This window comes from Pseudoalteromonas sp. G5_S1_14_S5 (genome assembly GCF_054968605.1).
Window position 1 is genome coordinate 1 of sequence record NZ_JBQKUM010000065.1, and the last position, 26,855, is coordinate 26,855.

General features: G+C 44.1%; 21 protein-coding genes and 1 other annotated feature. Of the genes, 12 read left to right on the forward strand and 9 right to left on the reverse strand.

From position 1 onward, the window contains the following. Positions 1-398: 398 nt before the first annotated feature. The 3 genes from clpB to rluD form a co-directional block, all read right to left on the reverse strand. Positions 399-2,972: an ATP-dependent chaperone ClpB gene (clpB, locus tag ACTRWI_RS17260; protein WP_499133045.1), complete on the reverse strand. Its 2,574-nt coding sequence runs from the start codon at positions 2,970-2,972 to the stop codon at positions 399-401. Between the two features lie 142 nt (positions 2,973-3,114). After that, positions 3,115-3,855, reverse strand: a complete 741-nt coding sequence (gene pgeF, locus ACTRWI_RS17265; protein ID WP_499133046.1) for a peptidoglycan editing factor PgeF — start codon at positions 3,853-3,855, stop codon at positions 3,115-3,117. A gap of 2 nt (positions 3,856-3,857) precedes the next feature. Further along, entirely contained in the window at positions 3,858-4,832 is a 975-nt protein-coding gene (gene rluD, locus ACTRWI_RS17270; protein WP_499133047.1) for a 23S rRNA pseudouridine(1911/1915/1917) synthase RluD, read from the reverse strand. 137 nt (positions 4,833-4,969) lie between these two features. On the opposite strand from rluD, the gene ACTRWI_RS17275 reads away from it, so the two are divergent. The 6 genes from ACTRWI_RS17275 (at position 4,970) to yjjX (ending at position 12,605) form a co-directional block, all read left to right on the forward strand. Further along, the gene (locus ACTRWI_RS17275) at positions 4,970-5,698 is read left to right on the forward strand and encodes an outer membrane protein assembly factor BamD (protein WP_499133048.1); all 729 of its coding nucleotides are present in this window, start codon (positions 4,970-4,972) and stop codon (positions 5,696-5,698) included. A gap of 143 nt (positions 5,699-5,841) precedes the next feature. Then, a complete protein-coding gene (locus tag ACTRWI_RS17280) occupies positions 5,842-7,260 on the forward strand; it encodes an MltF family protein (protein WP_499133049.1) in 1,419 nt (472 codons plus the stop codon). Positions 7,261-7,682: 422 nt separating this feature from the next. After that, complete coding sequence (gene hpf / locus ACTRWI_RS17285; RefSeq protein WP_499133050.1) at positions 7,683-8,018, forward strand: ribosome hibernation-promoting factor, HPF/YfiA family; 336 nt, start codon at positions 7,683-7,685, stop codon at positions 8,016-8,018. 110 nt (positions 8,019-8,128) lie between these two features. After that, positions 8,129-8,250, forward strand: a sequence feature (Phe leader region). A gap of 12 nt (positions 8,251-8,262) precedes the next feature. Further along, positions 8,263-9,438, forward strand: coding sequence for a prephenate dehydratase (gene pheA, locus ACTRWI_RS17290; protein WP_499133051.1), 1,176 nt, complete (start codon positions 8,263-8,265; stop codon positions 9,436-9,438). A 268-nt stretch (positions 9,439-9,706) separates the two neighbouring features. Further along, positions 9,707-12,043, forward strand: a complete 2,337-nt coding sequence (locus ACTRWI_RS17295; protein ID WP_499133052.1) for a putative bifunctional diguanylate cyclase/phosphodiesterase — start codon at positions 9,707-9,709, stop codon at positions 12,041-12,043. A gap of 40 nt (positions 12,044-12,083) precedes the next feature. After that, entirely contained in the window at positions 12,084-12,605 is a 522-nt protein-coding gene (yjjX, locus tag ACTRWI_RS17300) for an inosine/xanthosine triphosphatase (RefSeq protein WP_004739492.1), read from the forward strand. Positions 12,606-12,732: 127 nt separating this feature from the next. On the opposite strand, the gene trpR is transcribed toward yjjX, so the two are convergent. Beyond that, complete coding sequence (gene trpR / locus ACTRWI_RS17305; RefSeq protein WP_004739494.1) at positions 12,733-13,026, reverse strand: trp operon repressor; 294 nt, start codon at positions 13,024-13,026, stop codon at positions 12,733-12,735. A 169-nt stretch (positions 13,027-13,195) separates the two neighbouring features. Then, a complete protein-coding gene (sltY, locus tag ACTRWI_RS17310; protein WP_499133053.1) occupies positions 13,196-15,145 on the reverse strand; it encodes a murein transglycosylase in 1,950 nt (649 codons plus the stop codon). Between the two features lie 263 nt (positions 15,146-15,408). On the opposite strand from sltY, the gene ettA reads away from it, so the two are divergent. The 3 genes from ettA to ACTRWI_RS17325 are packed head-to-tail and all read left to right on the forward strand — an operon-like array spanning position 15,409 to position 18,615. Beyond that, a complete protein-coding gene (gene ettA, locus ACTRWI_RS17315) occupies positions 15,409-17,076 on the forward strand; it encodes an energy-dependent translational throttle protein EttA (protein WP_004739497.1) in 1,668 nt (555 codons plus the stop codon). A 42-nt stretch (positions 17,077-17,118) separates the two neighbouring features. Next, the gene (locus ACTRWI_RS17320) at positions 17,119-17,523 is read left to right on the forward strand and encodes a PilZ domain-containing protein (RefSeq protein WP_499133054.1); all 405 of its coding nucleotides are present in this window, start codon (positions 17,119-17,121) and stop codon (positions 17,521-17,523) included. A gap of 60 nt (positions 17,524-17,583) precedes the next feature. Further along, on the forward strand, positions 17,584-18,615 hold the full coding sequence (locus ACTRWI_RS17325; protein WP_499133055.1) for a M23 family metallopeptidase: 1,032 nt from the start codon (positions 17,584-17,586) through the stop codon (positions 18,613-18,615). Positions 18,616-18,745: 130 nt separating this feature from the next. On the opposite strand, the gene tyrA is transcribed toward ACTRWI_RS17325, so the two are convergent. From tyrA to nagZ, 3 genes are all read right to left on the reverse strand, one after another. Beyond that, positions 18,746-19,873: a bifunctional chorismate mutase/prephenate dehydrogenase gene (tyrA, locus tag ACTRWI_RS17330; protein ID WP_499133056.1), complete on the reverse strand. Its 1,128-nt coding sequence runs from the start codon at positions 19,871-19,873 to the stop codon at positions 18,746-18,748. Between the two features lie 101 nt (positions 19,874-19,974). After that, complete coding sequence (locus ACTRWI_RS17335) at positions 19,975-21,048, reverse strand: 3-deoxy-7-phosphoheptulonate synthase (protein WP_499133057.1); 1,074 nt, start codon at positions 21,046-21,048, stop codon at positions 19,975-19,977. Positions 21,049-21,294: 246 nt separating this feature from the next. Then, entirely contained in the window at positions 21,295-22,284 is a 990-nt protein-coding gene (nagZ, locus tag ACTRWI_RS17340) for a beta-N-acetylhexosaminidase (protein ID WP_499133058.1), read from the reverse strand. Positions 22,285-22,384: 100 nt separating this feature from the next. Between nagZ and ACTRWI_RS17345 the strand changes: the two genes are divergently transcribed. Continuing rightward, a complete protein-coding gene (locus tag ACTRWI_RS17345) occupies positions 22,385-23,521 on the forward strand; it encodes an anhydro-N-acetylmuramic acid kinase (RefSeq protein ID WP_499133059.1) in 1,137 nt (378 codons plus the stop codon). Between the two features lie 31 nt (positions 23,522-23,552). Continuing rightward, the gene (gene murQ / locus ACTRWI_RS17350; RefSeq protein ID WP_499133060.1) at positions 23,553-24,473 is read left to right on the forward strand and encodes an N-acetylmuramic acid 6-phosphate etherase; all 921 of its coding nucleotides are present in this window, start codon (positions 23,553-23,555) and stop codon (positions 24,471-24,473) included. 126 nt (positions 24,474-24,599) lie between these two features. On the opposite strand, the gene ACTRWI_RS17355 is transcribed toward murQ, so the two are convergent. Continuing rightward, on the reverse strand, positions 24,600-24,950 hold the full coding sequence (locus tag ACTRWI_RS17355; protein ID WP_102424021.1) for a DUF2799 domain-containing protein: 351 nt from the start codon (positions 24,948-24,950) through the stop codon (positions 24,600-24,602). Between the two features lie 332 nt (positions 24,951-25,282). On the opposite strand from ACTRWI_RS17355, the gene ACTRWI_RS17360 reads away from it, so the two are divergent. Next, positions 25,283-26,770, forward strand: coding sequence for a carbon starvation CstA family protein (locus tag ACTRWI_RS17360; protein WP_499133061.1), 1,488 nt, complete (start codon positions 25,283-25,285; stop codon positions 26,768-26,770). Positions 26,771-26,855: the final 85 nt, after the last annotated feature.

Here is a 26,855-nt window from a genome sequence, read left to right on the forward strand (position 1 = left end):
GATTCCTAAGAATCAATTTTTTATATTCATCAACGAGTGCCCACACAGATTGATAGGTTTAAATTGTTAAAGAGCTTAACTTCTTAGGTATTCTATTTACTTATGGACCTCTCGAAGTGGACGGCTATTCTAGCGAATTGGGATTGAGTGTCAAACACTTTTTCCTGCTAATTTTTTAAACATTTTAATTGTTTATTTGCCGTTTTGCTGCTGGGTTCAAACCACTTGGTTTCCCCTGACAACGGAGGCGCATTATAGAGAGAATAATCTTGTGCACAAGGCTTAAAGCGAAAAAAAGCCGCCACTGGCGACTGTTCGAATAGTATTTATACAAAGCGTTCGAAATAGGTACGATTTGGCCTAAGTTTAGCGAATCGTACCTATTGTTTCTGCCCTAATTACTGATGAGCAATAACTCTGTCGTTATTAACTAATAGTTGTACTTTTTTGTCCGGGTTAATTTTTCCGGCAAGTATCGCTTTCGCTAATGGGTTCTCGACACTTTGTTGGATGGCTCGTTTCAGAGGTCTTGCTCCATATACTGGATCAAAGCCAACTTGAGAAATTAGCTTCAGCGCTTTTTCTGATACCTCAAGTTCATATCCATTCTCCTCCATTCGCTTGCTCAAATGTTGAAGCTGAATAGAAGCAATTGATTGAATGTGCTCTTGACCTAGAGGATGGAATACCACGCTTTCATCAACACGATTCAAAAACTCTGGTCGGAAATGTTTACCGACCACTTCCATCACTTCATTTTTGATACCTTGGTAATCAAGCGTATTGAAGTTTTCTTGGATTCTTGAAGAGCCCAAGTTCGATGTCATGATCACGACCGTATTTCTGAAGTCGACTGTACGACCTTGCCCGTCGGTTAGGCGCCCGTCATCAAGTACCTGAAGTAAAATGTTGAAAACATCTGGGTGCGCTTTCTCAATTTCATCTAACAAGATTACTGAATATGGTTTACGACGCACTGCTTCAGTTAAGTATCCACCTTCTTCGTAACCAACATAACCCGGAGGTGCGCCAACTAAACGAGCAACAGAGTGCTTCTCCATAAATTCAGACATGTCGATACGTACCATTGCATCGTCACTATCAAACATGAAGTTAGCGAGCGTTTTACAAAGCTCCGTTTTACCTACCCCTGTAGGACCAAGGAACAGGAAAGAACCAATTGGCTTATTCGGATCCGATAAACCAGCACGGCTACGACGAATCGCATTCGATACCACTTCTACCGCTTCGCCTTGGCCGATAACGCGCTTATGCAGAACAGCTTCCATCTTTAGAAGCTTCTCTTTTTCCGCTTCTAACATTTTGGAAACCGGAATCCCCGTTTGCTTAGATAGAACATCGGCAATTTCTGCATCAGTAACCTTATTACGTAGTAAGGTCATCTCTTGCATTTCAGCTTGAGTCGCAAGGTCTAGTTGTTTCTCCAACTCTGGGATACGACCATATTGCAGTTCAGACATTCGATTTAGATCACCTGCACGTCTTGCAAAATCCATATCCATACGAGCTTGTTCTAGCTCTGATTTGATATGCTGCGTGCCAGACAATGCTGCTTTCTCTGCGTTCCACACTTCTTCGAGTTCAGCAAAGTCACGCTCTTTATCTGAGAGCTCCGTTTGTAAGGTGCGAAGACGCTTTTCACTGGCTTCATCGTTTTCGTTGGTCAACGCTTGCTGCTCGATCTTAAGTTGAATGATCTTACGCTCGAGTTTATCCAGAGATTCAGGTTTTGAATCAATCTGCATACGGATACTCGATGCAGCTTCATCGATCAAGTCAATCGCTTTATCTGGTAGTTGTCGGTCAGAAACATATCGATGAGATAACGTTGCCGCAGCGACAATGGCAGGATCGGTAATTTCTACATGGTGGTGAAGTTCATAACGTTCTTTCAAACCACGAAGAATCGCTACCGTGTCTTCAACCGTTGGTTCATCAACAAGCACTTTTTGGAAACGGCGCTCTAACGCTGGGTCTTTCTCTATATATTGACGGTATTCATCAAGGGTCGTTGCGCCAACGCAGTGAAGTTCACCACGAGCCAATGCTGGTTTCAGCATGTTACCCGCATCCATAGAGCCTTCACCTTTACCGGCGCCGACCATGGTATGAATTTCATCGATAAAGAGAATGATATTGCCCTCTTCTTTAGACAATTCATTGAGAACTGACTTCAAACGCTCTTCAAACTCACCACGGTATTTAGCGCCAGCCACCAAAGCGCCCATGTCTAATGACAATACGCGTCGGCCTCTTAAACCTTCCGGAACTTCATTGTTAATAATGCGCTGAGCTAGGCCTTCAACGATAGCTGTCTTACCTACACCAGGTTCACCGATAATGACTGGGTTGTTCTTAGTACGACGCTGAAGTACTTGGATGGTACGACGGATTTCGTCATCTCGACCGATAACAGGGTCGAGCTTGCCTTGCTCCGCTCTTTCAGTCAGATCGATGGTGAACTTCTCTAACGCTTGGCGTCGGTCTTCGGCATTTGGGTCATCAACTTTTTGACCGCCACGAACCTGCTCGATAGCTTGAGATAATTTTTGCTCAGTTAGACCTAGCTCTTTAAGCAGGTTACCTAAAGGACCTTTATCTTCAATTGAGGCAAGTAGGAAGACTTCCGAAGAAATGTATGTGTCTTGGCGCTTTTGTGCGACCTTGTCACATAGGTTGAACAGAGTACCCATTGCATTCGACAGTTGAACATCGCCACCGATACCACTTACTTTCGGTACACGGTCTAATATTTCGCTTAGCTTTGAACGCAGCTGAACCACATCAATATTCAACATGGTAAGCAATGGACGAATCGCACTACCATCTTGATTTAATAGCGACACCATTAGGTGTACAGGCTCTATATATTGGTGATCACGACCTAATGCGAGCGACTGAGCATCAGATATCGCAATTTGAAATTTACTAGTGAATCGATCGAGACGCATGCCAACCTTCCTACTCTTAGATATGTTTATCTTATGGTTAGAAGATGGATACGGTAACGCGGCTTTTCAAGGGATAGGAATGAAGAATAGAGTTTATATAAAAATATAATTTCACTGGATAAAAGCGGACACTTACTAAACGTTACTCTAACCAAATAAAGGTAGCCTGACGGCCAGTAACGCCATCTCGACGATAAGAATAGAAAGCATCAGAATCGGCAAAAGTACAAAGGTTCGAATCCGTCACTTGCGAAACACCCACTTTAGCAAGTCGTTGTGTAGCAAGCTGAGACATGTTCGCCAACCATTTGCCCGGTTCAGTTTTCGCTTTGAATGCAAGCTTGGCTTGAGGGTCGAAACTAACGAAAGCTTCTAACACATCATCACCAACCTCAAAGGCTTGTTTGCCAATCGCAGGGCCTAGCCAAGCAATGATCTGGTTGTCAGAGCTGAGATTAGAAAATTTTGCGACTGCATTTTCAAGAATACCACTAGCAAGACCTCGCCATCCAGCATGAACTGCGGCAACTTGAGTACCTTTAGTATCAGTGAGGATCACTGGTAAACAATCTGCAGTCATCGCTGAACACACAACCCCAGTCGCTGTAGTAAATGCACCATCAGCGTCGAGAGCGTTAGATGTTGGCTCTAAAACCGTAATCACATCAGTCGAGTGTGTTTGGTTTAGCCATACCGGTGCCGCAGGCATACTAGCGTGTTGCGTAAGCCATATTCGGTTACGTTCAACCAGTGAAGCATCATCCCCAACATGCATACCGAGGTTTAGCCCTTGATATGCATCAGCAGAAAAACCACCAACACGCGTCGAAGCAAAAGCCTTCACGTTACTTGGTGCGTTCCAGTTAGGGATGATCATCGACATAATTAAATGTCTTCTTCTAGGTTATCGCGAGCATCAACACGAAGTGCTTCAGCCATCACAACCATGTCATTTGGCACAGGTGCATGGAACTCAACTTCTTCGCCCGTGATTGGGTGAACAAATTTAAGCATAACCGCGTGTAGTGCTTGACGATCAAAAGCACGAATCATCTTCGTTAGTTCTTCTGATGCGCCTTTGGGAATACGTGCACGACCGCCATATGCAATATCACCTAGCAGTGGATGCTGAAGGTAAGACATGTGTACACGGATTTGGTGAGTTCGACCCGTTTCTAGGCGTAGACGAATACGTGTATGTTCACGGAAGTGCTCAGCAACACGGTAGTGAGTTACCGCTGGCTTACCCGTTTCATTCACAGCCATCAAAGTACGCTTGGTTGCGTGGCGGCTAATGCCTTTTTCTACCATGCCACCAGCGGTCATTTTGCCGATTGCAATCGCTTCGTATTCACGAGTAATACGACGCTTAGCCAATGCACGTACGAGGCGAGTCTGTGCTGGTACTGTTTTAGCAACAACCATAAGACCTGTTGTGTCTTTATCTAAACGGTGAACAATACCTGCACGAGGTACTTCAGCGATTTGTGGGTAGTGGTACAGCAACGCGTTTAGCACGGTTCCATCCGGCGTACCAGCTCCTGGGTGAACAACAAAATCACGCGGCTTGTTAATAACCAATAGATGTTCATCTTCAAAGACAATGTCTAGAGGAATGTCTTGTGCTTCCCAGCGCTCTTCATCTTCAAGTTCAGCTTGTAAGATGATCTCTTCTCCGCCCATAACCTTAACGCGTGGCTTAGTAATAACTTCGCCATCCACTTGGATTTTGCCGTCAAGAAGCCACTCTTTAATACGAGAGCGGGAAAAATCGGTAAATAGTTCAGCGACAGCTTGGTCTAAACGTTGACCTAACTGGCTGCTTTTTACTGTGTCTGTTAATGTGATCTGCTGAGCCATATCGAACTTTTTTAAAAACCGTGAGACTAATACCCATTAGTATGGATAAAATAGAATAATTGCATCATTGTATCTGTTACTGGTTAGAAAGTAACGGAAGCTTACGAAATATTTAATTCAAGGAATCGACGCCTGACATGAAACACCTTACTTTAGCGGGTCTATTAGCCGTATCACTCTTGGCTGGTTGTTCAAGTACCGAAGAGATAGTGCCAGATGTACCGCCATCGGTTCTCTACTCTGAGGCGCAAGAATCGCTGCAAAGTGGTAGCTGGCTTTCTGCCATTGAAAAGCTAGAAGCCCTAGACTCTCGTTACCCTTTCGGCGCCTATTCTGAACAAGTACAGCTAGACCTTATTTACGCTTACTACAAAAATGATGACCTAGCGCTTGGCCTAGCGACCATTTCACGTTTCTCGCGTTTAAACCCAACTCACGAAAAACAAGACTGGGTTCTTTACATGCGCGGCCTAACGCACATGGCACAAGACAGAAACTTTATGCACGATATTTTTAATATCGACCGTAGCGACCGAGATCCTGAGCCAGTAAAGCTTGCTTTTGCTGATTTCAAAAGACTACTAGAGCGCTTCCCAGCAAGCCCTTACGCAGAAGATGCACAAAAACGCATGTTCGCACTTAAAAACCGTTTGGCAAATTACGACCTAGCAACGGCAGATTTCTATCTGCGTCGTGAAGCTTGGATCGCAGCAATCAATAGAACGCAAGAACTGCAAAAGACTTATCCAGATACCATCGCAGCGCGTAAGTCTTTAAAAATCCAGCTAGAGGCCTACAAGCAGCTTGGCCTTGAGGATGCGGTTCAAAGAACAGAAGTCTTGATTGAGCTCAATCCACTACCCTAGCCAACCATACCGTTCATAACTAAAAAAGCGCGCTAATTTACTAGCGCGCTTTTTTAAACCCATCCCACAAATTTGATAAATTACACAATACAAAGTACCTTTAATGGATAACTTTTGACAAAACATCAACATGGAGTGTCGGTGTGAGTAGGTTATTATTATTTATTGGGATCGTGCTATTTAGCCAATTTTCCCAAGCATTAGAACTCTCACCATTAAGCAATAAACCTTACATGGGCGACCTCGATGTACTCAAAACCAAAGGTACAGTGAGAGTACTCGTCTCTGCGGACCTAGGCTTCTACTACATAGAAGACGGCAAGCCCAAAGGCATTGTTGCCGAGATGATTTACCATTTCGAAAAAAGTCTTCACAAGAAACACCCTTACCTAAATGTTCAAATTATTCCTGTACAGCGGGACAACCTACTCCCCTCTCTACAGTCAGGCTATGGCGATGTTGCTGTTGCAAATCTCACCGTCACTGATAAGCGATTAAAGGTGATCGACTTTTCAGAGCCTATGATTAAAGACGGTAAAGAGCTCGTTATCACAGGCAAGAATTCAGAGCCGATCACCGAGATAAAACAACTCAGTGGCAAAGAAGTATGGATTCGAGCAAGCTCCAGTTACTTCGAAAGCGTACAAAGAGTCAATAAAGAACTTAACGAGTTGGATTTACCACCGCTACATGTCCACTTCATCGAAGAGTCACTGCAAGATTACGAACTGATCGAGCTCGTCAACCAAGGCTATATAGAAGGTACGATCTTGGACAACCACAAAGCGAAACTCTGGATCGATGTGATGGAAAACATTCAAGTCCATCACGACTTACCTTTGCGTGAGAATGGTCAAATAGCATGGGCATTAAGAAAAGAGAGCCCTCAGCTAAAGAAAGAGATAAACAAATACGTCAAGACAGCTCGAACAGGTACCCTGCTTGGAAACGTTATCTATAAGAAATACATCGATAATACTCGATGGTTAGGTCGGGCGCTCAACCCGAACAAAGTCGATCGCGTTGCTAAACTGTCGGATGTTTTTGAAAAGTATTCGAGTAAGTATGAATTCGATCCTTTGATGATGTCTGCACAAGGCTTCCAAGAGTCTGGCCTGGATCAGAGCAGAGTCTCCCACCGAGGTGCTATCGGAGTAATGCAGGTTCTACCTAGCACCGCGAGAGACAAAAACGTCAACATAAAGAATATCCATATCGTCGATAACAACATTCATGCTGGCGTAAAGTACATGCGCTTCATTAAAGATAGATATTTTGATGACCCGGCCATTACCCCAGATAACCAACTTTACTTTACTCTAGCCTCCTATAACGCGGGCCCTGCTAAGATCAGAAAGATGAGAAGCCTTGCGAAAAAGAAAGGTTACGACCCGAACATCTGGTTTAAAAACGTAGAGATCATTACACGTAAATACGTCAGTAAAGAGCCAGTCACCTACGTTTCCAACATCAATCGTTACTTCGTCATTTACAAGCAGCTAGAAGCAATCAATGCGATTAGAGATAACGGTACAACGAGATTACTAAAAACGAATGATTAGAACGACTTTAAACTTAAGTCAGACAAGAAAAGACATGGAGTAAAGCTAAAAGCACAAAAAACGCATAAGCTAAGTTGTATGGCTATAGTGTATCTAATTCTGAGGAAGCTTACCTAGCGATGTGTGTCATGTGTTCTACATCACAAAATACTTTTGGATAAATATCCATCAAACACTTTCTGTAAGCTGTAAGACGCCCCTAAAAACTGATTTAATTTTTAGCGAAGCCTTGCCTCCAATTTATCTTTTTTCATAAGCAAAACAAGCATTTTCCACCAAAAAGATATCAAGACTTGCGTAAGATCACATTTGATTTTAATGCTCATTCCACCCAATCAAAATAAGATCTAGATCACATTATGAATTCTCAAAAGTCGTAATCTGAAGTTAACCCATGAGGGATACAACAGAGGAAAACTTCTATGAAAATGAATATTACTGGTAAAAATATCGACATTACCTCTGCAATCCGTGAGCACATAGAAAGCAAATTTAAAAAGCTAGATAAATGGCAAGTAGACATCATTGGTTGCCAAGCGAGCTTTAGTGAAGAACCAAATAAAAAGAAGAAATTTGAAGCGGTAATCACTGTACCAAAAGGACAGCTTGTAGCTTCATCAATCCATGACGATCTCTACGTTGCTATCAACGAAGTAGAACAAAAACTAGAGCGTCAACTCAACAAGCTACGACATAAACCAGAAGCGCGCCGCGCTGAAAAGCCTGAAATCGAAGAGCTGGAAGCTGAAGTAGAATAAGGAAAGGTAACAGATTAAAAAATAGCGCCTCAGGGCGCTATTTTTTTGCTTGACGCTCGTAGCTCGCTTGCTTATTGTGTTTAAACATTCATAAAACAACCACTTTTTATGCAAACTCAATCTTTGTTTATTTTTGACTTCTTTTTTCTTCCGTAAATCGGAGGCTAAGTCGTTTTAGAAAAACAAGTCAAAAACGAACAAGAAGCCTCCCAATCTAGGGAGGCTTTTTTATAAGGACACATTTATGACTGACCGCTCAATTTCACTGGATGATATCCGCCTTCGTCTTAATGATTTAGATGACGAACTTCTGAAGCTGCTTTCAGAACGTCGCAAGCTAAGCATCGAAGTTGCTAAAAGCAAGGTAGAGACATCAAAGCCAGTTCGTGATGCAGTAAGAGAACAACAACTGTTAGTTAAGCTGATTAACAACGGTAAAGACAAATACGAATTGGATGCTCAGTACATTACTAAGCTGTTTCACACCATCATTGAAGATTCAGTTCTACTACAACAGTCATACTTACAAAACCTCGCAAATCCACAAAGCCGTAAGCCTATGGCTCGCGTGGCATTCTTGGGTTCTAAAGGCTCTTACTCGCACCTTGCAAGCCGCGAATACTTCAGCCGAAAGAATATGGAGTTGATTGAGCTAAACTGTAGCCATTTCAAAGAGGTTGCCTCAACAGTAGAGTCTGGACATGCAGATTACGGTGTATTGCCGATTGAGAACACCAGCTCAGGTTCTATTAACGAAGTATACGACCTGCTTCAACATACGACGCTTTATATTGTAGGTGAACTATCTCAACCCATTGAGCACTGCCTAGTTGCTAAGAATGATATCCGTTTAGAAGACATCAAAACCCTCTATTCGCATCCACAACCTCATCAGCAATGCAGCGAGTTCTTGAGCCGTCTTAAAGATGTCACCCTTAAGTCTTGTGCCAGCACAGCTGACGCAATGAAAAAGGTAAAAGATCTGGACGGTGATGATGTCGCAGCGATTGGTAATGCATCGAGCGGTAAGCTTTACGGGCTTCAGCCAATCCAAGGTAACATTGCAAATCAAACAGAGAACCACACGCGTTTCATCGTGGTAGCACGCAAGCCAGTTGAAGTATCAACGCAAATCCCAGCAAAGACGACACTAATTATGTCGACTTCACAAGAGGCTGGTTCATTAGTAGAGACGCTACTGATTCTGCAACGCTTAGGTATCAACATGACTAAGCTAGAGTCTCGTCCGATTATGGGTAACCCTTGGGAAGAGATGTTCTATGTAGACTTAGAAGCACACCTAGACTCGGATAATATGCAGCAAGCGATCACCGAGTTGACGGCCATTACTCGCCACTTAAAAGTCCTTGGTTGCTACCCAAGCGAAAACATCAAAGCGACTCAGGTTAAGCTGTCATAGCCGAAAACGAATAACGCTTTCAGCTAACATAAGTATTTGGCCTATGGTAGGCCAAATACTTGAAACTGATTTATCACTCTACACAACCTCCCCTCTAAGTGGCCCTACGCATCTCTAATAGAAAACCCATTAGTAGCTATTTCATCAATAAAGACAAAACCTTACCGCCTTCACAGGAAAGCACCATACAACGTGTAATTAATAGCGAGCTCACTCCAAGTAACATAAACTTACTCGCTCAAATTTATAAACTATGTTGTGAATAGCCATGAAGCTAAGTACGAAAATATTACTTCTGATTGCACCCGTAATACTGATAAGTACTGCGGCTTCCAGCTATATCATCTACTCGACTCAAAAAAACAGTTTCATCAAACGCGAAGATAATGCTCTGCAATTAAGTATGGGAAAACTGGCCGGGCACTTTCGCCAGTCACGCTCTTTTCTTAATAGCTATTCTTACGCGCTCACTAAAAGTGACATGATTAAACGCTTCTTTTTGGCTGATGAGAACCCTAGCCAAGAACTCGCACTCATCGATGACCTGCACGAAACCGTGAAGTTATTGCAAGATGGCGACGACAGCTTTACCGGACTCGCTCTGCTAGACAGTGATCGATCTGTCAGCTATTACGCCGACAATAGCCGAGATCCCTTTGCAGAGATGGATCCTAAAGTCTTAGAGTTCGTTGAACATCAATATCAAGAAAAACGAGCAACTTCGGGTACTGACTACATCCAAAACTCGCAGGGCGAAGGGATGCTTGTTCACTATGAAGCACTTGATAAAAAGAGCGTTTCGGCCCCGATAAGCGAACAGACCGATGATGTATTTTTTCTAGTCGTTTCGGTCTCTCTCGATAAGTTTAACTCACTGCGAAAACAGATAGAGTTTGACTACCAAACCAGTCTTTTCTTTACCGATGAACCGATAACTCTTGGGCATAGTTTAACTCAGTCTGTGAAGCTGGGGCCTGAACTTTACGCTACCCTCGACCCGGCTCAATTTTTGTTGGACAACAAACTCAAATCCATCTGGAATGAGATCAGCTTGTCGTTTGCTCTGTCTGCCTTTATCAGTGTGGGCTTATTGCTCATGCTTTTATCCCGCTGTGTGATTAATCCAATCACGCGCTTGGATAAGCAGCTGCAACAGGTCGAAAAAAAGCAAAGAAAAAACATTGAGCGCTTAGGTACTAATGATGAATTAGGTCGCTTATCACAACGCTTTTACGACATGTATCAAGAGCTCGATAACACCTACCAACAAACCAAAGTGTTGGCAGAAAATGACCAACTGACCCAGATCCCCAACCGACTGCAATTTCAGTCGTTTGTTCAGCAATCTCTGCCAGATCCTGATTCGAAAACCAATACCTGGGTGCTCTATCTCGACTTAGACAACTTCAAGTTTGTGAACGACAAATACGGACACCAAATTGGGGACTCGATTCTCGTCTCCTTTGCTGAGCGAATCACAAAACTCTGTGGTGAATATCAAGAAAGAGACAACACTCACTGCATGCCTGCGCGCTTGTCGGGCGATGAATTCGTTGTCTATATCAATGCCACAGCGAATGCCGATAATATTGCGCATGAGCTCTCTGAAAAGTTACTTGCTCCGCTACAAAAAGGGTTTATCACCGACTCAGGAAGCTTTCCAATCACAGTGAGTATTGGTATCGCGACCTATCCAAATGATGGGTATACCATCGAGAAACTACTCTCAAACGCTGATACCGCCATGTACCAAGCGAAACATGCTGGTAAGAATCAGTTCGCGGATTACTCGTTAGACTTGGATAAAACAATTCAACGTCAAGCCAATATTGAGCGAGCTCTGAGAGATCAAAACTTTGATGAAGAGTTTAAACTCGTTTACATGCCATATATGGATGCTGCAGGAAACCAAGTGATAGGGGTTGAAGTGCTGCTACGCTGGGAGTCAGAACAGCTTGGTACAGTTGCTCCCAATGAGTTTATTCCAATTGCTGAGCAAACAGGGCTGTTCGAACTCGTCGATCGCTGGGTTATCGAGAATGCCTTTGCTTCTTTCCATCAGCTTCAGGCTCAATTTGATCACTCAATTCAGCTGTCCATCAACCTATCTTCGGCTGGGATAGAGACTACGCACCTCGCAGATTTCATTGAGCAAAATGCCAAGATTAATGGCATTCCACCAAGCTTGATTGATTTTGAAATCACAGAGACCTTCTATTCAAATTCACATGGCTTTCCGCTACTCAACGAACTCGCTCGAATGGGCTACCGATTAGCTATTGATGATTTTGGTTCGGGCTACACATCCATAACTCAATTGGTTGAGTACCCGACGCAAAAAATCAAATTGGATAAAGGTTTCTTGGAAGCCTTGATCGAAACAGATAATCAGAACATAGTTAAACCCGTGATCGGACTGTGTCACGCGCAAGGTAAAACCGTGACTGCTGAAGGTATCGAAACCAAAGAGATGCACCAATGGCTACAAGACGCACATTGCGACATGCTGCAAGGTTTCTACTTTGGTAAGCCTATGCCTCTCAATGAGCTGAGTGACTGGTATCAAGAACACCAACAGCAATTTAAGCAGCAACAGAACGATTAACACGTACCAACTGAATCAAACGACTATAAGAATCGAACACATGAAATCTGTCATCATCGCCTCGCTAAATCCCGCTAAGATCAATGCTGTCAAAAGTGCCTTTGTCTCTGCGTTTCCCAACACCGAATTTGAGTTCACGGGTGTAAGTGTGCCAAGTGGTGTTGCCGATCAGCCCATGAGTAATGATGAGACCTATCAAGGTGCAGTGAACCGTGTGCACAATGCGACACAACAGCAACCTAATGCGGATTTCTATGTCGGGTTAGAAGCGGGAATCGAAGGCGGGGTTACCTTTGCTTGGATGGTCATTGAATCAAATGGTCAACGTGGAGAATCTCGCTCGGCAAGCCTGATGCTGCCACCAGCCGTTCTTGAAAAGCTACAACACGCTAACGAACTTGGGGATGTGATGGATGAAGTGTTTGGTACAGACAATATCAAACAAAAAGGTGGAGCAATTGGTTTACTGACACATAACCAGCTTTCACGTAGCTCGGTCTATCACCAAGCGTTAATCTTAGCGCTGATCCCATTTGTAAATCCTGAACATTTCTCAGCTTAGCCAATTGAGACTTCTTAAGCTATATAGCGGCTCGATTGTAAGCTCTAGAAACTAAAAAAACGCTAACCATCAGTTAGCGTTTTTTCAATTCGCACTCTCGCTATTCAGTGATAGCGTAAACCCATCATTACTTAAGCAGCAAATCAGCAATAACCGCTTTCTCTTGTTCTGATTTTGCCTTGAGTTCGTTAGAGCCTCTGGTGATGGTTGCTACGCCGACTCCCAGCATTTGGCTTACTTGTCTTTGAGACATTTCACCTTTCATTAGCTCACAAAAAATATTAATTCGAGCAACCAGAGCATCTCGCTCATCGGGCGTCATCATCATGGTCAACAACAGTTCATGCTGATCTTTCTCAACCGCTGTCTTAACTAAATCCATGAGTTGTTGCCAGTTATCATATTCAGGTTGTGATGCCATATCTCTACACTTACTTTTAATTCAGACTTTAAAGAGTCGCTTATCGATTGAAAGCGTTTACCACTTTATACCGAAATACTGGATGTGATCCAATGTAAAAAGGCAGTAAGCGGAAATGGTTTGCACTCACTGCCTTCGATTTTCACTCAGTTTCAGGCCTTATCGCCATCTAGTATTTAGTTTTCACCTCATGGGGAGCCAAAAACTCACCCTGCTCACCCAAGATGTCTCGATAGTAAGTCTCAAACATTAAAATATTCTGAACGTAACCGCGTGTCTCTTTGAATGGAATCATCTCAATGAAAGCGAAGGCATCGAGTTTTTGATCACTGCGAGAACGCCACTGTTTCACGCGGCTCGGGCCAGCATTGTAGGCAGCAAAAGCAAAGATACGGTTGTTGTCATATTGAGAGAGCAAGCCATCTAGGTAGTGGCTACCAATTTCGATATTCTTGCCGACATCGTAAAGATCATCGCTACTCTTGTACTTAATCCTGTGCTTGTTCGCCGTGTATTGCGCAGTCTTTGGCATAATTTGCATAACACCACGTGCACCAACTGGAGAACGAGCTTCAGAATCCATCGCACTCTCTTGTCTTGCTAGAGACATCAAGGTGATTGGGTCAATATCATGCTTCTCTGCGTAGAAGTTAAACCACCACTTATGGGCGACCGGGAAACGCAATGCAATGTTATCCCACATTTTCGCTGAAATACTGGCAATGACAGTGAAGTGATTCCAACGCTGTGTCGCAGCGTAAGCGGCCAGCATCTCTTTTTGCTCTTTATCTGCATTGGTCAGTAGCCAGCGCCATTCACTTTTGGCTGCGGCAATTTTATCGCGAGTGATGAGTTCATCGATACGAGTCAGAGAAGTACTAAAAGGCTTCACTGTTTCTGGGTTGTATTTCAACGTAGAGGTTGGATATTGAATCGGTTTACCTAACTGCTTTGCCGCCGCAATACTGTAGAAATTACGCTGACCTAAAATATCAGACAGACGTTGGTTACCCTTTCCAGTATCACCTGTTGCTATTTCAGCCCTGCCTAACCAGTATTGCCAACGCAATGACGCTTGGTGCTTGTCGTCTAGGCGGGCAATCCACTCTTTCAATCCAGTCCAATCGGCATGCTGAATAGCCAAACGGGCACGACGTTCGAGTAAGACTTGTTTCGACGAACTCGCCAACATCTCGTCTCGCCACTCCATCAACTCTTTAGAGTCGGTATTGATCAAACGGAAAGTCAGGTAATCAGCGAGCTCTTGAGATTTCTCTTCAGAAAACTTCTGAGCCTTGATGACCTCATCGAATACTTCTTGAGCACTGCTAGCCGATTTTCTCGCGAGCTTCTCAAAAGCAAACTCCGTTTGAGCTTGATAAAACTCATTGGCTGGATGCTTCTTAGCGAATGTGAGCACGTTTTCAGGCTTGTTGTATAACGCCTTCATTTGCTTAGCTTGAGCAATTGACTCATCATGATCCAATTGCTTGATCAGATAGGTCATCAGCTTACCGTTACGCCCGTCAAACGCTAACAGCATACGTTCTAAAATCAGCTCATCGGTTCTTAAGCCAGCTTGATCCCAACTCTTAAATAGCGGGTCGCAAGCGTCATCAACACCATCGCCGCTCAACCAAAGTTGTTTCGCCCCTTTAAAAGCCAGTTCTTGATTACCTTGCTCATAGTTCGCTCGGTAATAGATACATCGGTACTTTTCACCCACTGGCTCTTTGGTCTGAAACTCAAGGATGTTTTGCCACTGTTTTCTAGAAGCCAGCACATCTAAATATGGCGCTCGCATACGACTAGAAAATGGCAGCGCTTTGTTCTCTTCAATAAACGCATCCACTTCAGCTGGAGTGCGATCACCAAGACCGATAAGAAAAGCACGATAATCGGTGTAAGGCGTGAGAGGGTATGTTTGAATTTTGCTGCGCAGTGCTGAATAAGCTTTTAGATCACGGTTGTCTAAAACCTCTTGCGCTCTATCATAAACATCACGCTGCATTTCTAGCTCTGAGGCATTGCTAGCCACAGCCATAGGAGCTAGTGAAAATGAAGACAAAATTGCCGATGCAGCCACAGCAACCTTCGTATTACCAATTCGGAAAAACATTCGCTCTTTCCTTAGTGCGTATATGAATACGTGAAATCTATTTACGCCCGACATTACATAAAATGTAAAGGAATTGAGTGTAAATGCTATTAACATTTAACACTTCATCTAAGAAGCATATTAAATATAGTTTTAATAACCAATGTGACAATAGTAAGTAAGGATTCGTTCAAGAATAGCTTTTCTTTCCTAGGAGTAACATCTTTAGGGATATTGGTATAAAATAGCTAACAATTTTGAACAATAATTAGGATCGATCGGCAATGGCTGAATACGTATATACCATGTCTCGGGTGAGCAAAACTGTTCCACCTAAGCGTCAAATTCTTAAAGACATTTCTCTTAGCTTTTTTCCTGGCGCTAAAATCGGTGTTTTGGGTCTAAATGGTTCAGGTAAATCTACCCTACTACGTATCATGGCTGGTATTGATACTGATATCGATGGCGAAGCTCGTGCACAACAAGGCCTGAACGTAGGTTACCTACCTCAAGAGCCAGTACTAGACGAATCAAAAACGGTTCGTGAAATCGTAGAAGAAGCGGTTTCTGATGTTGCTGACGCACTGAAACGTATCGACGCAGTTTACGCGGCTTATGCTGAACCAGATGCAGATTTCGATGCACTAGCAAAAGAGCAAGGCGAACTAGAAGCGCTTATCCAAGCAAAAGACGGCCACAACCTAGAAGCTGCTCTAGAGCGCGCGGCTGACGCACTTCGTCTTCCTGAATGGGATGCTAAGATTGAACACCTTTCTGGTGGTGAGCGTCGTCGTGTTGCTATCTGTCGTCTACTTCTAGAGAAGCCAGACATGCTGCTTCTTGACGAACCAACAAACCACCTAGATGCAGAGTCAGTTGCATGGCTTGAGCACTTCCTAGTGGACTACAGCGGTACTGTTGTGGCGATTACCCACGACCGTTACTTCCTAGATAACGCTGCTGGTTGGATTCTAGAACTTGACCGTGGTGAAGGTATTCCATGGCAAGGTAACTACACGTCTTGGCTAGAGCAAAAAGATGAGCGTCTTAAGCAAGAGAAAGCTGGCGAAAGCGCACGTCAAAAGACCATCGAGAAAGAACTTGAGTGGGTTCGTCAAAACCCTAAAGGTCGTCAAGCTAAATCTAAAGCTCGTATGGCTCGTTTTGAAGAACTGACGACTGGCCAATACCAGAAGCGTAACGAAACCAACGAACTGTTCATCCCGCCAGGTGAGCGCCTAGGTGACAAAGTTCTTGAAGTTAAGAACCTAACTAAGTCATACGGTGACCGCGTTCTTATCGATGATCTATCATTCAGCATGCCTAAGGGTGCTATCGTGGGTATCGTAGGTGCCAACGGTGCGGGTAAATCAACACTATTCAAGATGCTAAGCGGCGCAGAACAACCAGACTCAGGTACGGTTGAACTGGGCGAAACAGTTAAACTTGCTTCTGTTGACCAGTTCCGTGACAGCATGGACGACACTAAGACAGTATTCCAAGAGATCTCTGAAGGCGCTGATATCATTAAGATCAACAACTTCGAAATCCCAGCTCGTGCATACTGCTCTCGTTTCAACTTCAAAGGCAACGACCAACAGAAGATCATCGGTGAGCTTTCTGGTGGTGAACGTAACCGTGTTCACCTAGCTAAGCTACTAAAAGCGGGCGGTAACGTACTGCTACTCGATGAGCCGACCAACGACCTAGACGTTGAAACGCTACGTGCTCTTGAAGAAGCACTACTTGAGTTCCCTGGTTGTGCAATGGTTATCTCGCACGACCGTTGGTTCCTAGACCGTATTGCGACACATATCTTAGACTACCGTGATGAAGGTCAAGTTAACTTCTACGAAGGTAACTATACTGAGTACACAGAGTGGCTGAAGAAGACTCTGGGCGCACAAGCGGCAGAACCACACCGCATCAAGTACAAACGTATTGCTAAATAAATAAGCTTGTATTCTGAACAAAGGCCGCGATAATAGCGGCCTTTGATATATCTGGCTTACGTATTACGTATCGATATAGAGAGAATACTCATTATTGAAAGACGTCAATTCTCACGAGTTGTTTATCGAGTTCCGACTGAAATCTCACAAGAACACATAAACGAATCAGGCTTAGTGCAAGACTTGTCTCTCCATGGTTTACTCATTCAATGCGATGAATTACAACTATTCAGCCAAGATAGCCCTGTTCACGTCAGCTTTAAGTTGGCCAACAGCGATATCAATATTCAGTCTGAAGCAACGATAGTCTCTACCATCAATACCTCAATGCGTTTACGCACAGAGCATTTAGATATTGATAGTACCAGCCATCTTAAGCGCCTTGTTGAGCTTAACGTTGGTGACGATGAACTGCTTTATAGAGACATTGAAACCTTACCGACTTAGGCGAGGAATAATGTCTCCATTACCCTTTTTCTATTAGAAGCATTTAGTTAATACAGAACCATGTCTAAAAAAGTGTCCATTACTATTCCCTCAAGCCAAGGGGAGCAGACGTTTTACTTCGGTCGAAAAGCCGTACTCTTATGCATGACCTCCCTGCTCTCAGTACCAATGTTGATTGGTGGTGCGACCTACATGCACCTTGAGAGTAAAAACAAGCTGGCTGCACAAGCCGGTGATGCACAAGAGTTAATTGAAACTCTGATTGTTGAAAAAGAGCAGACCGAGTTTTTATACGCGGAACAGGTTGAAACCAACCATAACCTATCTCAAGCATTAACTGAGAAAGAAGGTACGATTCAGCTACTCGGTAAGCGTGTATTTGATGTGGAGTCCGTTCTTGGCCTGGCTGATGAAGAGTTACACGCCGATGAGGTTTCACTAGAAGACCGTATTGATGCTGCCGCCGTCGATTCAGCGGTAAGAGCGACCATGTTCCGCTTAATTCCTAATGATAGCCCGATGGCTTATCAACGTATCTCGTCTTCCTACGGTCGCCGTACTAACCCAATTACCGGCAAACGCCACAACCATACTGGCATCGATTTAACCTGTAAGCGCGGTGAAGATATCTTAGCACCAGCGGACGGTGTGATTGAAACGGTTCGCCCAAGTAAGAAAGGCTTCGGTAACTTTCTCACCATGCGCCATTCATTTGGCTTCATGAGCTCTTACGCGCATCTACAAAAATTCAAAGTTCGCAGCGGTCAGTTTGTCAGTAAAGGTGATGTGATCGCGAGCTGTGGTAACTCAGGTAACTCAACTGGGCCACATCTGCATTATGAAGTACGCTTCCTTGGTCGCTCATTGAACCCTCAATACTTGATGGATTGGACTCCAGAGAACTTCAATTACCTGTTTGAAAAAGAGAAAAAGGTGAAATGGGGCCCACTGGTGCAACTGATAGATAACGTGGTTCGCTTGCAGATCAACCTAACTAACGTGCCTTACATCAGTTCAACGATCGATACGGTATCCAGCGAAGATAGCCGAGCCTCGAGCGAGAATAACAAAGTGCCCATTGCAACTAACTAGGGCGTATTCGTTTGCCTCACGATGATCCAAAAGCATTTCGCCTACCATAGGACAAATGCATTACGAACATTCAACACAAACAAAAAGAGCGTCCAAATGGTCGCTCTTTTTTTATATTTTTAAACCGCGACTAGCCACGATGAATCGAGTCATGTGCTTGTTTTAACAGGCTTTGACTCTCTTGCAAGAATTGCTGTGAGTAGTCACCAAACCAGTCACTCACCTGGTTAAAACTCTCAACGAACTTGGCTTTATCTTTTCCATCTAAAATCTCGAGTGCTTCACCAAAACAACGGTGGAAGCGTCGAATCATCTCGATGTTCTCATCTGAAGAGAGAATGATGTCACCGTACAAGTTCGGATCTTGAGCAAACAGACGACCAACCATCGCAATCTCTAGACGGTAGATTGGAGAGCTAAGCTTCAGAAGCTGGTCAATGTTCGGGTTCTCTTTGCTTAGGTGTAGTCCGTAAGCAAAAGAAGTAAAGTGGCGAAGTGCTTGAATCAGAGTCATGCCGTGGTCGTGCTCAGCAGCATCCATCTGGCATAAGCTTGCGCCCCAGATACTAAATTGTTCCAGTAGCCATTGGTAGCTTTCAGAGCCACGCCCATCACTGTAAACAATTACCTGCTTCGCTAGGCTTGGTACATCAGGTCCAAACATAGGGTGTAGACCAACAACAGGACCTTGGTGCATGTTCATCATTGCTTGCAACGGTTTTGATTTTATCGATGTTAAATCACATAGAATACAATCACTTGGCAGATTACCAAGTTTCGCAATCACACCTTCTGTTAAGTGAATTGGAACGGTTACAACCACAAGACCAGCGTTATCTAGGATTTCATCGGCTCTATCCCAATCTTGGCTACCAAGGACTTTCACTTCATAGCCAGAAAGCTTAAACATGCGGCCAAATAAGCCACCCAGCTGACCATTACCACCAACGATAACCACTGAACGTAATTCTGGGTTGAGACGCTTAAAACCAGAGTCTTTTTCGCTGGCATAAGATTCACGCATAGTTCGACGCAAAATATCTTCGATGAGCTGTGGTGGGACCCCTATTTTTTCTGCTTCTTGACGACGAGACGCCAACATTGCCGCTTCACGCTCCGGCACATAAATAGGTAATCCATGTTCACTTTTCACTTCACCAACTTTCTCAACAAGAGCAAGTCGCTGAGCCAGTAAATCCAGCATTTGTTTATCGACAGCATCAATTTGGTCGCGTAATTCGTTCAGTTCAACGGCCATTTTATTCCTTACTAATCTATAAGCCCGTACCAACGCCGATTTCGTTAGCAACAGATCTTAAAATGCCCCATTAGATGAGGCACTTAACTTTTAAACTCTGACTAACCTTTCAAACGGTTCTCTAAGAACGGGACGAGTTCCGTATGTGCATGTTTCAATAGTGCCTCAGTTGTGTCCCAATTGATACACGCGTCGGTAATTGAAACGCCGTATTTCATCTCATTAAGAGGTATATCAGAAGATTGGTTTCCCTCGTTGATATGGCTTTCAATCATAAGGCCGATGATCGACTTGTTACCTTCACGAATTTGGTGAATCACATCTTCAGCAACCAGAGGTTGGCGGCGGAAATCTTTGCGAGAGTTAGCATGGCTACAGTCAACCATCAGTGCAGCTTCTAAACTTGATTTACCAAGCTCTTGCTCACATTCGTGTACCGATACTGAATCGTAGTTCGTTTGCTTACCGCCACGTAAAATAACATGACCGTTTGGGTTACCTTGAGTCGTTAATAGTGCAACTTGACCTTCACGGCTGATACCCATGAAACGGTGGCTAGAAGAAGCTGCCTGCATCGCATTGATTGCTGTACCTAAGTTGCCATCTGTACCATTCTTAAAGCCGATTGGCATTGAAAGACCACTTGCCATTTCACGGTGAGTTTGTGATTCCGTTGTACGTGCGCCGATCGCCGCCCAGCTGAATGTATCTGCTAGGTATTGCGGGCTGATTGGGTCTAGAGCTTCTGTTGCCAGTGGAATTTCCATCTCAGCAAGTTCAACCAGTAGTTCACGACCTACATGCAAGCCATGCTCAATGTCGAAAGTACCGTCTAGATGAGGGTCGTTGATTAAACCTTTCCAACCCACTGTAGTACGTGGCTTTTCAAAATAAACACGCATAACAATATACAGTTGATCGCTTAGTTGCTCAGATAAAGCTTTTAGGCGTTTCGCGTACTCTTTTGCCGCTTCAACATCATGAATAGAACACGGGCCACATACAACCAGCATGCGGTGATCTTTCTTATGGATGATGTTTGCGATAGTTTGACGAGACTCTTGAATGAAACGACGAGCATTATCACTCAAAGGCAGTTTTGCTTTTAGCTCCTCAGGAGTAATCAGTACCTGTTCGTCGATAATATTGACATTGCTTAATTCACTTTTCTGCATAACTCAACCTGTATATTTACCTTTACACCCAACATTTCCATTTGGGTTAACAACCTTTAAAAACACAATAACAGCTACAAAGACGATTGCAAGCGTAAACAATAAAAAACATGTGGTGTAAATTTTAATTTACACCTAAATTTTAAGTCGTTTTGATTAGATTACTGGCTTAAACCACAGTGAATACAAACAAAAAAGGCGATATTTCTCATATCGCCTTCTTTAAATTTATAGAGTGTTTATTTATCACTCATCGTTTAGCATTCGCTTAATCTGCTCAGAAGCCCCTTTCCATCGAGCATCAGAGTGAAGAGTCGGCAAATCAAAGCTGTGTTTTTTAAGCAATGAGTTGGCTAAAGTCACCTCTTTAATCGCCAAGTGATCAAGAGCCTCAATTTGTGCATCTCGTTTATTACACATTAACACCATGTCACAGCCCGCATTCAAAGCTGCTTTTGCTCTGTCGGCAGGTCCGCCCATGATCGCGGCGCCTTCCATCGTTAAATCATCAGAGAAGATCAGGCCTTTAAAGCCCAGTTTTTGTCTCAATACTTTCTGTAACCAATATTGAGAGCCACTTGCTGGTTGGTCATCGTAATGAGAGAAAACCACGTGCGCAGGCATCATCGCATCTAATATTCCCGCTTCAATTTGCGCCTTAAAAATCGCCATATCAGTTTCAAAGATATCGTCTCGAGGGTCGTAAGGGGTTTCAAGGTGCGAATCGGCTATCACACCACCATGACCAGGGAAGTGCTTTCCAGTTGTCGCCATACCAACCGACTTCATGCCTTTGATGAATGCACTACTGTGGCGAACGATGGTATCGACATCTTCACCAAATGCTCGGTTACCAATCGCCTTACATTGATGTCCTTTATCTAATACTGGTGCAAAACTGAGATCGATATCGTGAGCAATCAGCTCCGCCGCCATCAACCAACCAGCTTGTTCTGCTAATTGTTCACCATTGTTGTGAGTCGCGAACTCTTGAGCGGCTGGGATAATAGAAAAACCATCACGGAAACGCTGTACTCGTCCACCTTCTTGGTCAACACCAATTAAAATAGGACGCTTAGCCGCTTTGCGAATCTCTTTGTTCAGTGCCGATAGCTGCTTGCTATCGTGGTAGTTTCTAGCAAATAAAATGAGACCACCAACGGTTGGGTGCTCTAAAATTTCTTTGTCTTCCGCAGTCAGTTCGTAGCCTGCAACATCAACCCACAACGGTCCCATATTTATCCCTTATTTAACCTAATTTCATAAACTTCCCGAGATTATTCTCTTTAAATTTGCTTTACAATGTTTTTAAACCAATCTGTGGAAGACTTTAGAAATGCAGTGCAATTGCGTAGAGTTAAAACATAAAGAACTGTATATCGGCGTGATGTCAGGCACGAGCATGGACGGCGTTGATACGGCACTGGTGTCGATAGAAGACAACCGGATCACACTGCTTGCTCATGATGAGTTTCCAATGCCAAAGCAACTGAAAACACGCTTGCTGGATATATGTATTGGTCAGAAAACTGACTTGATTGCCATTGGTGAGCTCGACCACCAACTTGGCCACCTATTTGCTGATGCCGTTCTACAGCTTCTCGCCAAGTCAGAGACTCCAGCATCCGCTGTCACTGCAATTGGCAATCATGGTCAAACGGTATTCCACCAACCAACAGGCGACTCTCCCTTTACCATGCAGTTAGGCGATGCCAACGTTATTGCCGCTAAAACCGAGATTCAAACCGTCGCTGATTTTAGACGTAAAGACATGGCGCTTGGTGGACAAGGTGCACCGCTGGTCCCCGCTTTTCACCATACTATTTTTCAGCCGCAACAGAGCTCAGTTGTGGTGCTGAACATTGGTGGCATATCGAATATTTCAGTACTGCGCCCCAATCAACCAACACTTGGTTATGATACTGGCCCTGGCAATATGTTGATGGACGCTTGGGTAGACAAGCACACAGGTGAAAAATTTGACCGCGACGCTCAGTTCGCACTTCAAGGTCAGGTCAATCGAGCCTTATTAAAACAACTACTGGAAGAGTCTTATTTATCTCTAACACCACCGAAAAGTACAGGTAGAGAGCTATTCAATCTGTCTTGGTTAGAGCAAAAATTAACAGAATGTAATGACATCTCAGCACAAGATGTCCAACGTACGCTTTGCGAATACACGGCTTTGACGATAGCCGATGAAGTCGAGGCTTACCGCTTAGGCAAAGCACCAGCATTGTATGTATGTGGTGGTGGGGTTAGAAACCCGCTATTGATGAAGAGGCTGTCTGAGCTTCTACCAAGCTGGGAGGTTGCCTCAACCACCAGCAAAGGTGTAGACGCTGACTATATGGAAGCCATTGCTTTTGCTTGGCTTGCTCAGCGTCATATTCATCAACTACCGAGTAATTTACCAGAAGTGACTGGTGCAAACAGAGCTGCCTCTCTAGGCGTTCTATACAGTGCTAACTAAACCATTTTAGAATCATCATTTAAGGATCATTATGAGTAACGACGCTCTCATATCAGCGCTCTCGCACCTCGTTTCGGAGGGGAGAAACCCTGACACTATGGATATTGATCTACTCACTTCACTTGAAGTGGTCGAAAAGATTAACCAACAAGACAAACAAGTCCCACTGGCGATCGAAGCTGAGCTACCACAAATTGCTAAAGCCGTTGATAAAATCGCTCACGCCTTTCAAAACGGGGGGCGACTGATTTACATGGGTGCGGGCACCAGTGGTCGATTGGGCGTATTAGATGCATCAGAGTGCCCACCTACATTTGGCGTTTCTGACAAAATGGTTATCGGCCTTATCGCCGGCGGACCAGAAGCTATTTTGAAAGCAAAAGAAGGAGCTGAAGATTCACTGACGTTAGGTGTCGATGATCTGAAAGCGATTCAATTTTCAGAAAAGGATGTTATGGTTGGTATTGCGGCAAGCGGGCGCACACCTTACGTGATTGGTGCCCTCAACTATGCCAATCAAATCGGTGCGGTGACGGTTGCTCTGTCTTGTAATCCTGATTCACCAATTGCTGGTATTGCTCAGATCGCGATAAGCCCTGTGGTTGGCCCCGAAGCCTTAACAGGGTCAACAAGGCTAAAATCCGGTACAGCGCAAAAGCTAGTCCTTAATATGCTGACCACCGCAAGCATGATTCGCATTGGTAAGAGCTACCAGAACCTAATGGTCGACGTAAAAGCAACCAACGAAAAGCTAGTAGCCCGCGCGGCTCGTATCGTTATTCAAGCAACCGAATGCGATAAAGCGTTGGCAGTGTCGACGCTTAAAACTACCGATTATGACGTAAAACTTGCAATCTTGATGATTCTGACCGGGCTTGATTTGCAAGCGGCTAAGGCTCAACTGGACCAGCAGAACGGCCTTTTAAGAAAAGCGGTCGAGAATAATCAGTAAATGTCAGATTAACCTTCAACACTGATGAAAGCGTGATACAAAAAACCAGTACGTATAAGGTACTGGTTTTTTTTCAATTTAAGCTTGATGATTCCGCTTAAGATGTGTGACTAATCACAAGCGAAATTAGTGGTCGTTGGAGAACTCATCCCAGCCACGTTGCCACTCCATTCGGAAACGCTGAGCATCTTCGGTACCAGAACAAACACCTTCATAAACCTGACCTGATAAGCCAATCTGGTAGGCGTGGTTCGGGTTGCAATATTCAGTCACACCGATTTGGTAACCTTCGTTGTAGCTTGCTTGGTCAACGGCACCCAGCTCTGCCATTTCTGAATAGGAACGCTGAGTGTTACCTTTAATACCATCACGGTAGCCAATCTCTTGCCAGTTACCTTCTGCCGCCAAATCTTGAACATTGGCGCTGCATCCTGCAAGGCTAAATGCTACGGCGAATAGTGCTATTATCTTTTTCATTTCAATCCTTTATATTTCCTAGCCACTTCTAAATGAAGCTTTGCCTCTGTTGGTAATTCTCCGCTGAACGGGGGCTGATGTCCACTCATCTCTGTTATCTACCATTGATCTTTATTACGCGCCATTTAATGCTCACCATCGACCACTTAACAGAAGCACGATACTTATCAACACTTCTCCCCCACCACTCAACAAAGGTAACAAACCACTAAACCGGTTATAACACCACTTAATTAGCTATTCGACCACTCACTTCAGTAGCGGAAGTTTCTTTCCATACACTCCTCTAATATACACCCTGACTTAATTAATACATTCAGGGATAACAAATTATGATGTGGTTTCTTACCTGTGTCGCAGCACTCATTGGTGGCTACTTTCTTTACGGTACCTTTATCGAGAAGATTTTCGGTATCAATGAAAAGCGCCAAACACCCGCTCACACTAAGCAAGATGGCGTGGACTACGTTCCAATGTCGACTCCAAAGGTTTACCTAGTTCAACTGCTTAACATTGCAGGTGTAGGTCCAATCTTCGGCCCTATCATGGGTGCCCTATACGGCCCAGCAGCAATGCTATGGATCGTGCTAGGTTGTATCTTCGCAGGTGCAGTACACGACTACTTCTCAGGTATGTTATCTATCCGTAATGGTGGTGCTTCGGTTCCAACCATCACTGGACGTTACCTAGGCAATGGCGCAAAACACTTTATGAATATCTTTGCCATTGTTTTACTGCTTCTAGTTGGTGTGGTATTCGTTTCTGCCCCAGCAGGCATGATCACTAACCTAGTGAACGACCAAACTGATTTCGCGATGTCTGCAACGACTATGGTTGTTGTTATCTTTGCTTACTACATCATCGCAACGATTGTCCCTGTCGATAAAATCATTGGTCGCTTCTACCCACTGTTCGGTGCTCTGCTTATCTTCATGTCGGTAGGTCTCATCACCGCAATTGGTTTCTCTGATGAGCACCAAATCATGGGTGGCTTTGAGCTCAGCGACATGTTCACCAACATGAACCCTAACGATCTACCGCTTTGGCCTGCGCTATTCATCACTATCGCTTGTGGTGCAATCTCTGGCTTCCACGCAACTCAGTCACCTCTGATGGCCCGTTGTATGGAAAACGAGAAGAACGGTCGCTTCGTATTCTACGGTGCAATGATTGGTGAAGGCATCATCGCTCTTATCTGGTGTGCACTTGCACTATCGTTCTTCGGTTCAGTTGAGTCTCTATCTGAAGCGGTAGCAAACGGCGGTCCAGGTAACGTTGTATACAGCGCTTCATTTGGCCTACTAGGTGTATTCGGCGGTATCCTTGCTTTCCTAGGCGTGGTTATCCTACCAATCACATCTGGTGACACAGCATTCCGCTCAAGCCGTCTCATCCTTGCTGAATACTTCAACATGGAACAGAAGACACTGCGTAACCGCCTACTGATGGCTCTACCACTGTTCGTTATCGGCGGCATCCTGACTCAAGTAGACTTCGGTATCATCTGGCGCTACTTCGGTTTTGCTAACCAATCAACAGCGGTAATGATGCTGTGGACAGCTTCTGCTTATCTACTACGTCACAACAAACTGCACTGGGTAACGACGGTTCCTGCTATCTTCATGACGTCTGTGTGTATCACATTCATCCTGAACAACAGCCAACTTGGTTTCGGCCTACCAATGCAAATCTCAACTATCGTTGGTGTGATTAGTGCGCTAGGTGTTGCAGCTTACGTAATCAAGATTTCTAAAGGCAAAGGCGAAACCGACCTTGCTAATGAAGAAAAAGAAGCAAAAGTTGAAACTAAAACAGCCTAGTTCTTTAAACTCTTTGTAAAAGACCAGTCTTCATAGAAAAATAAGAACAGTCAAACACAACTTCACTTGTTCCGGTAATCACTCC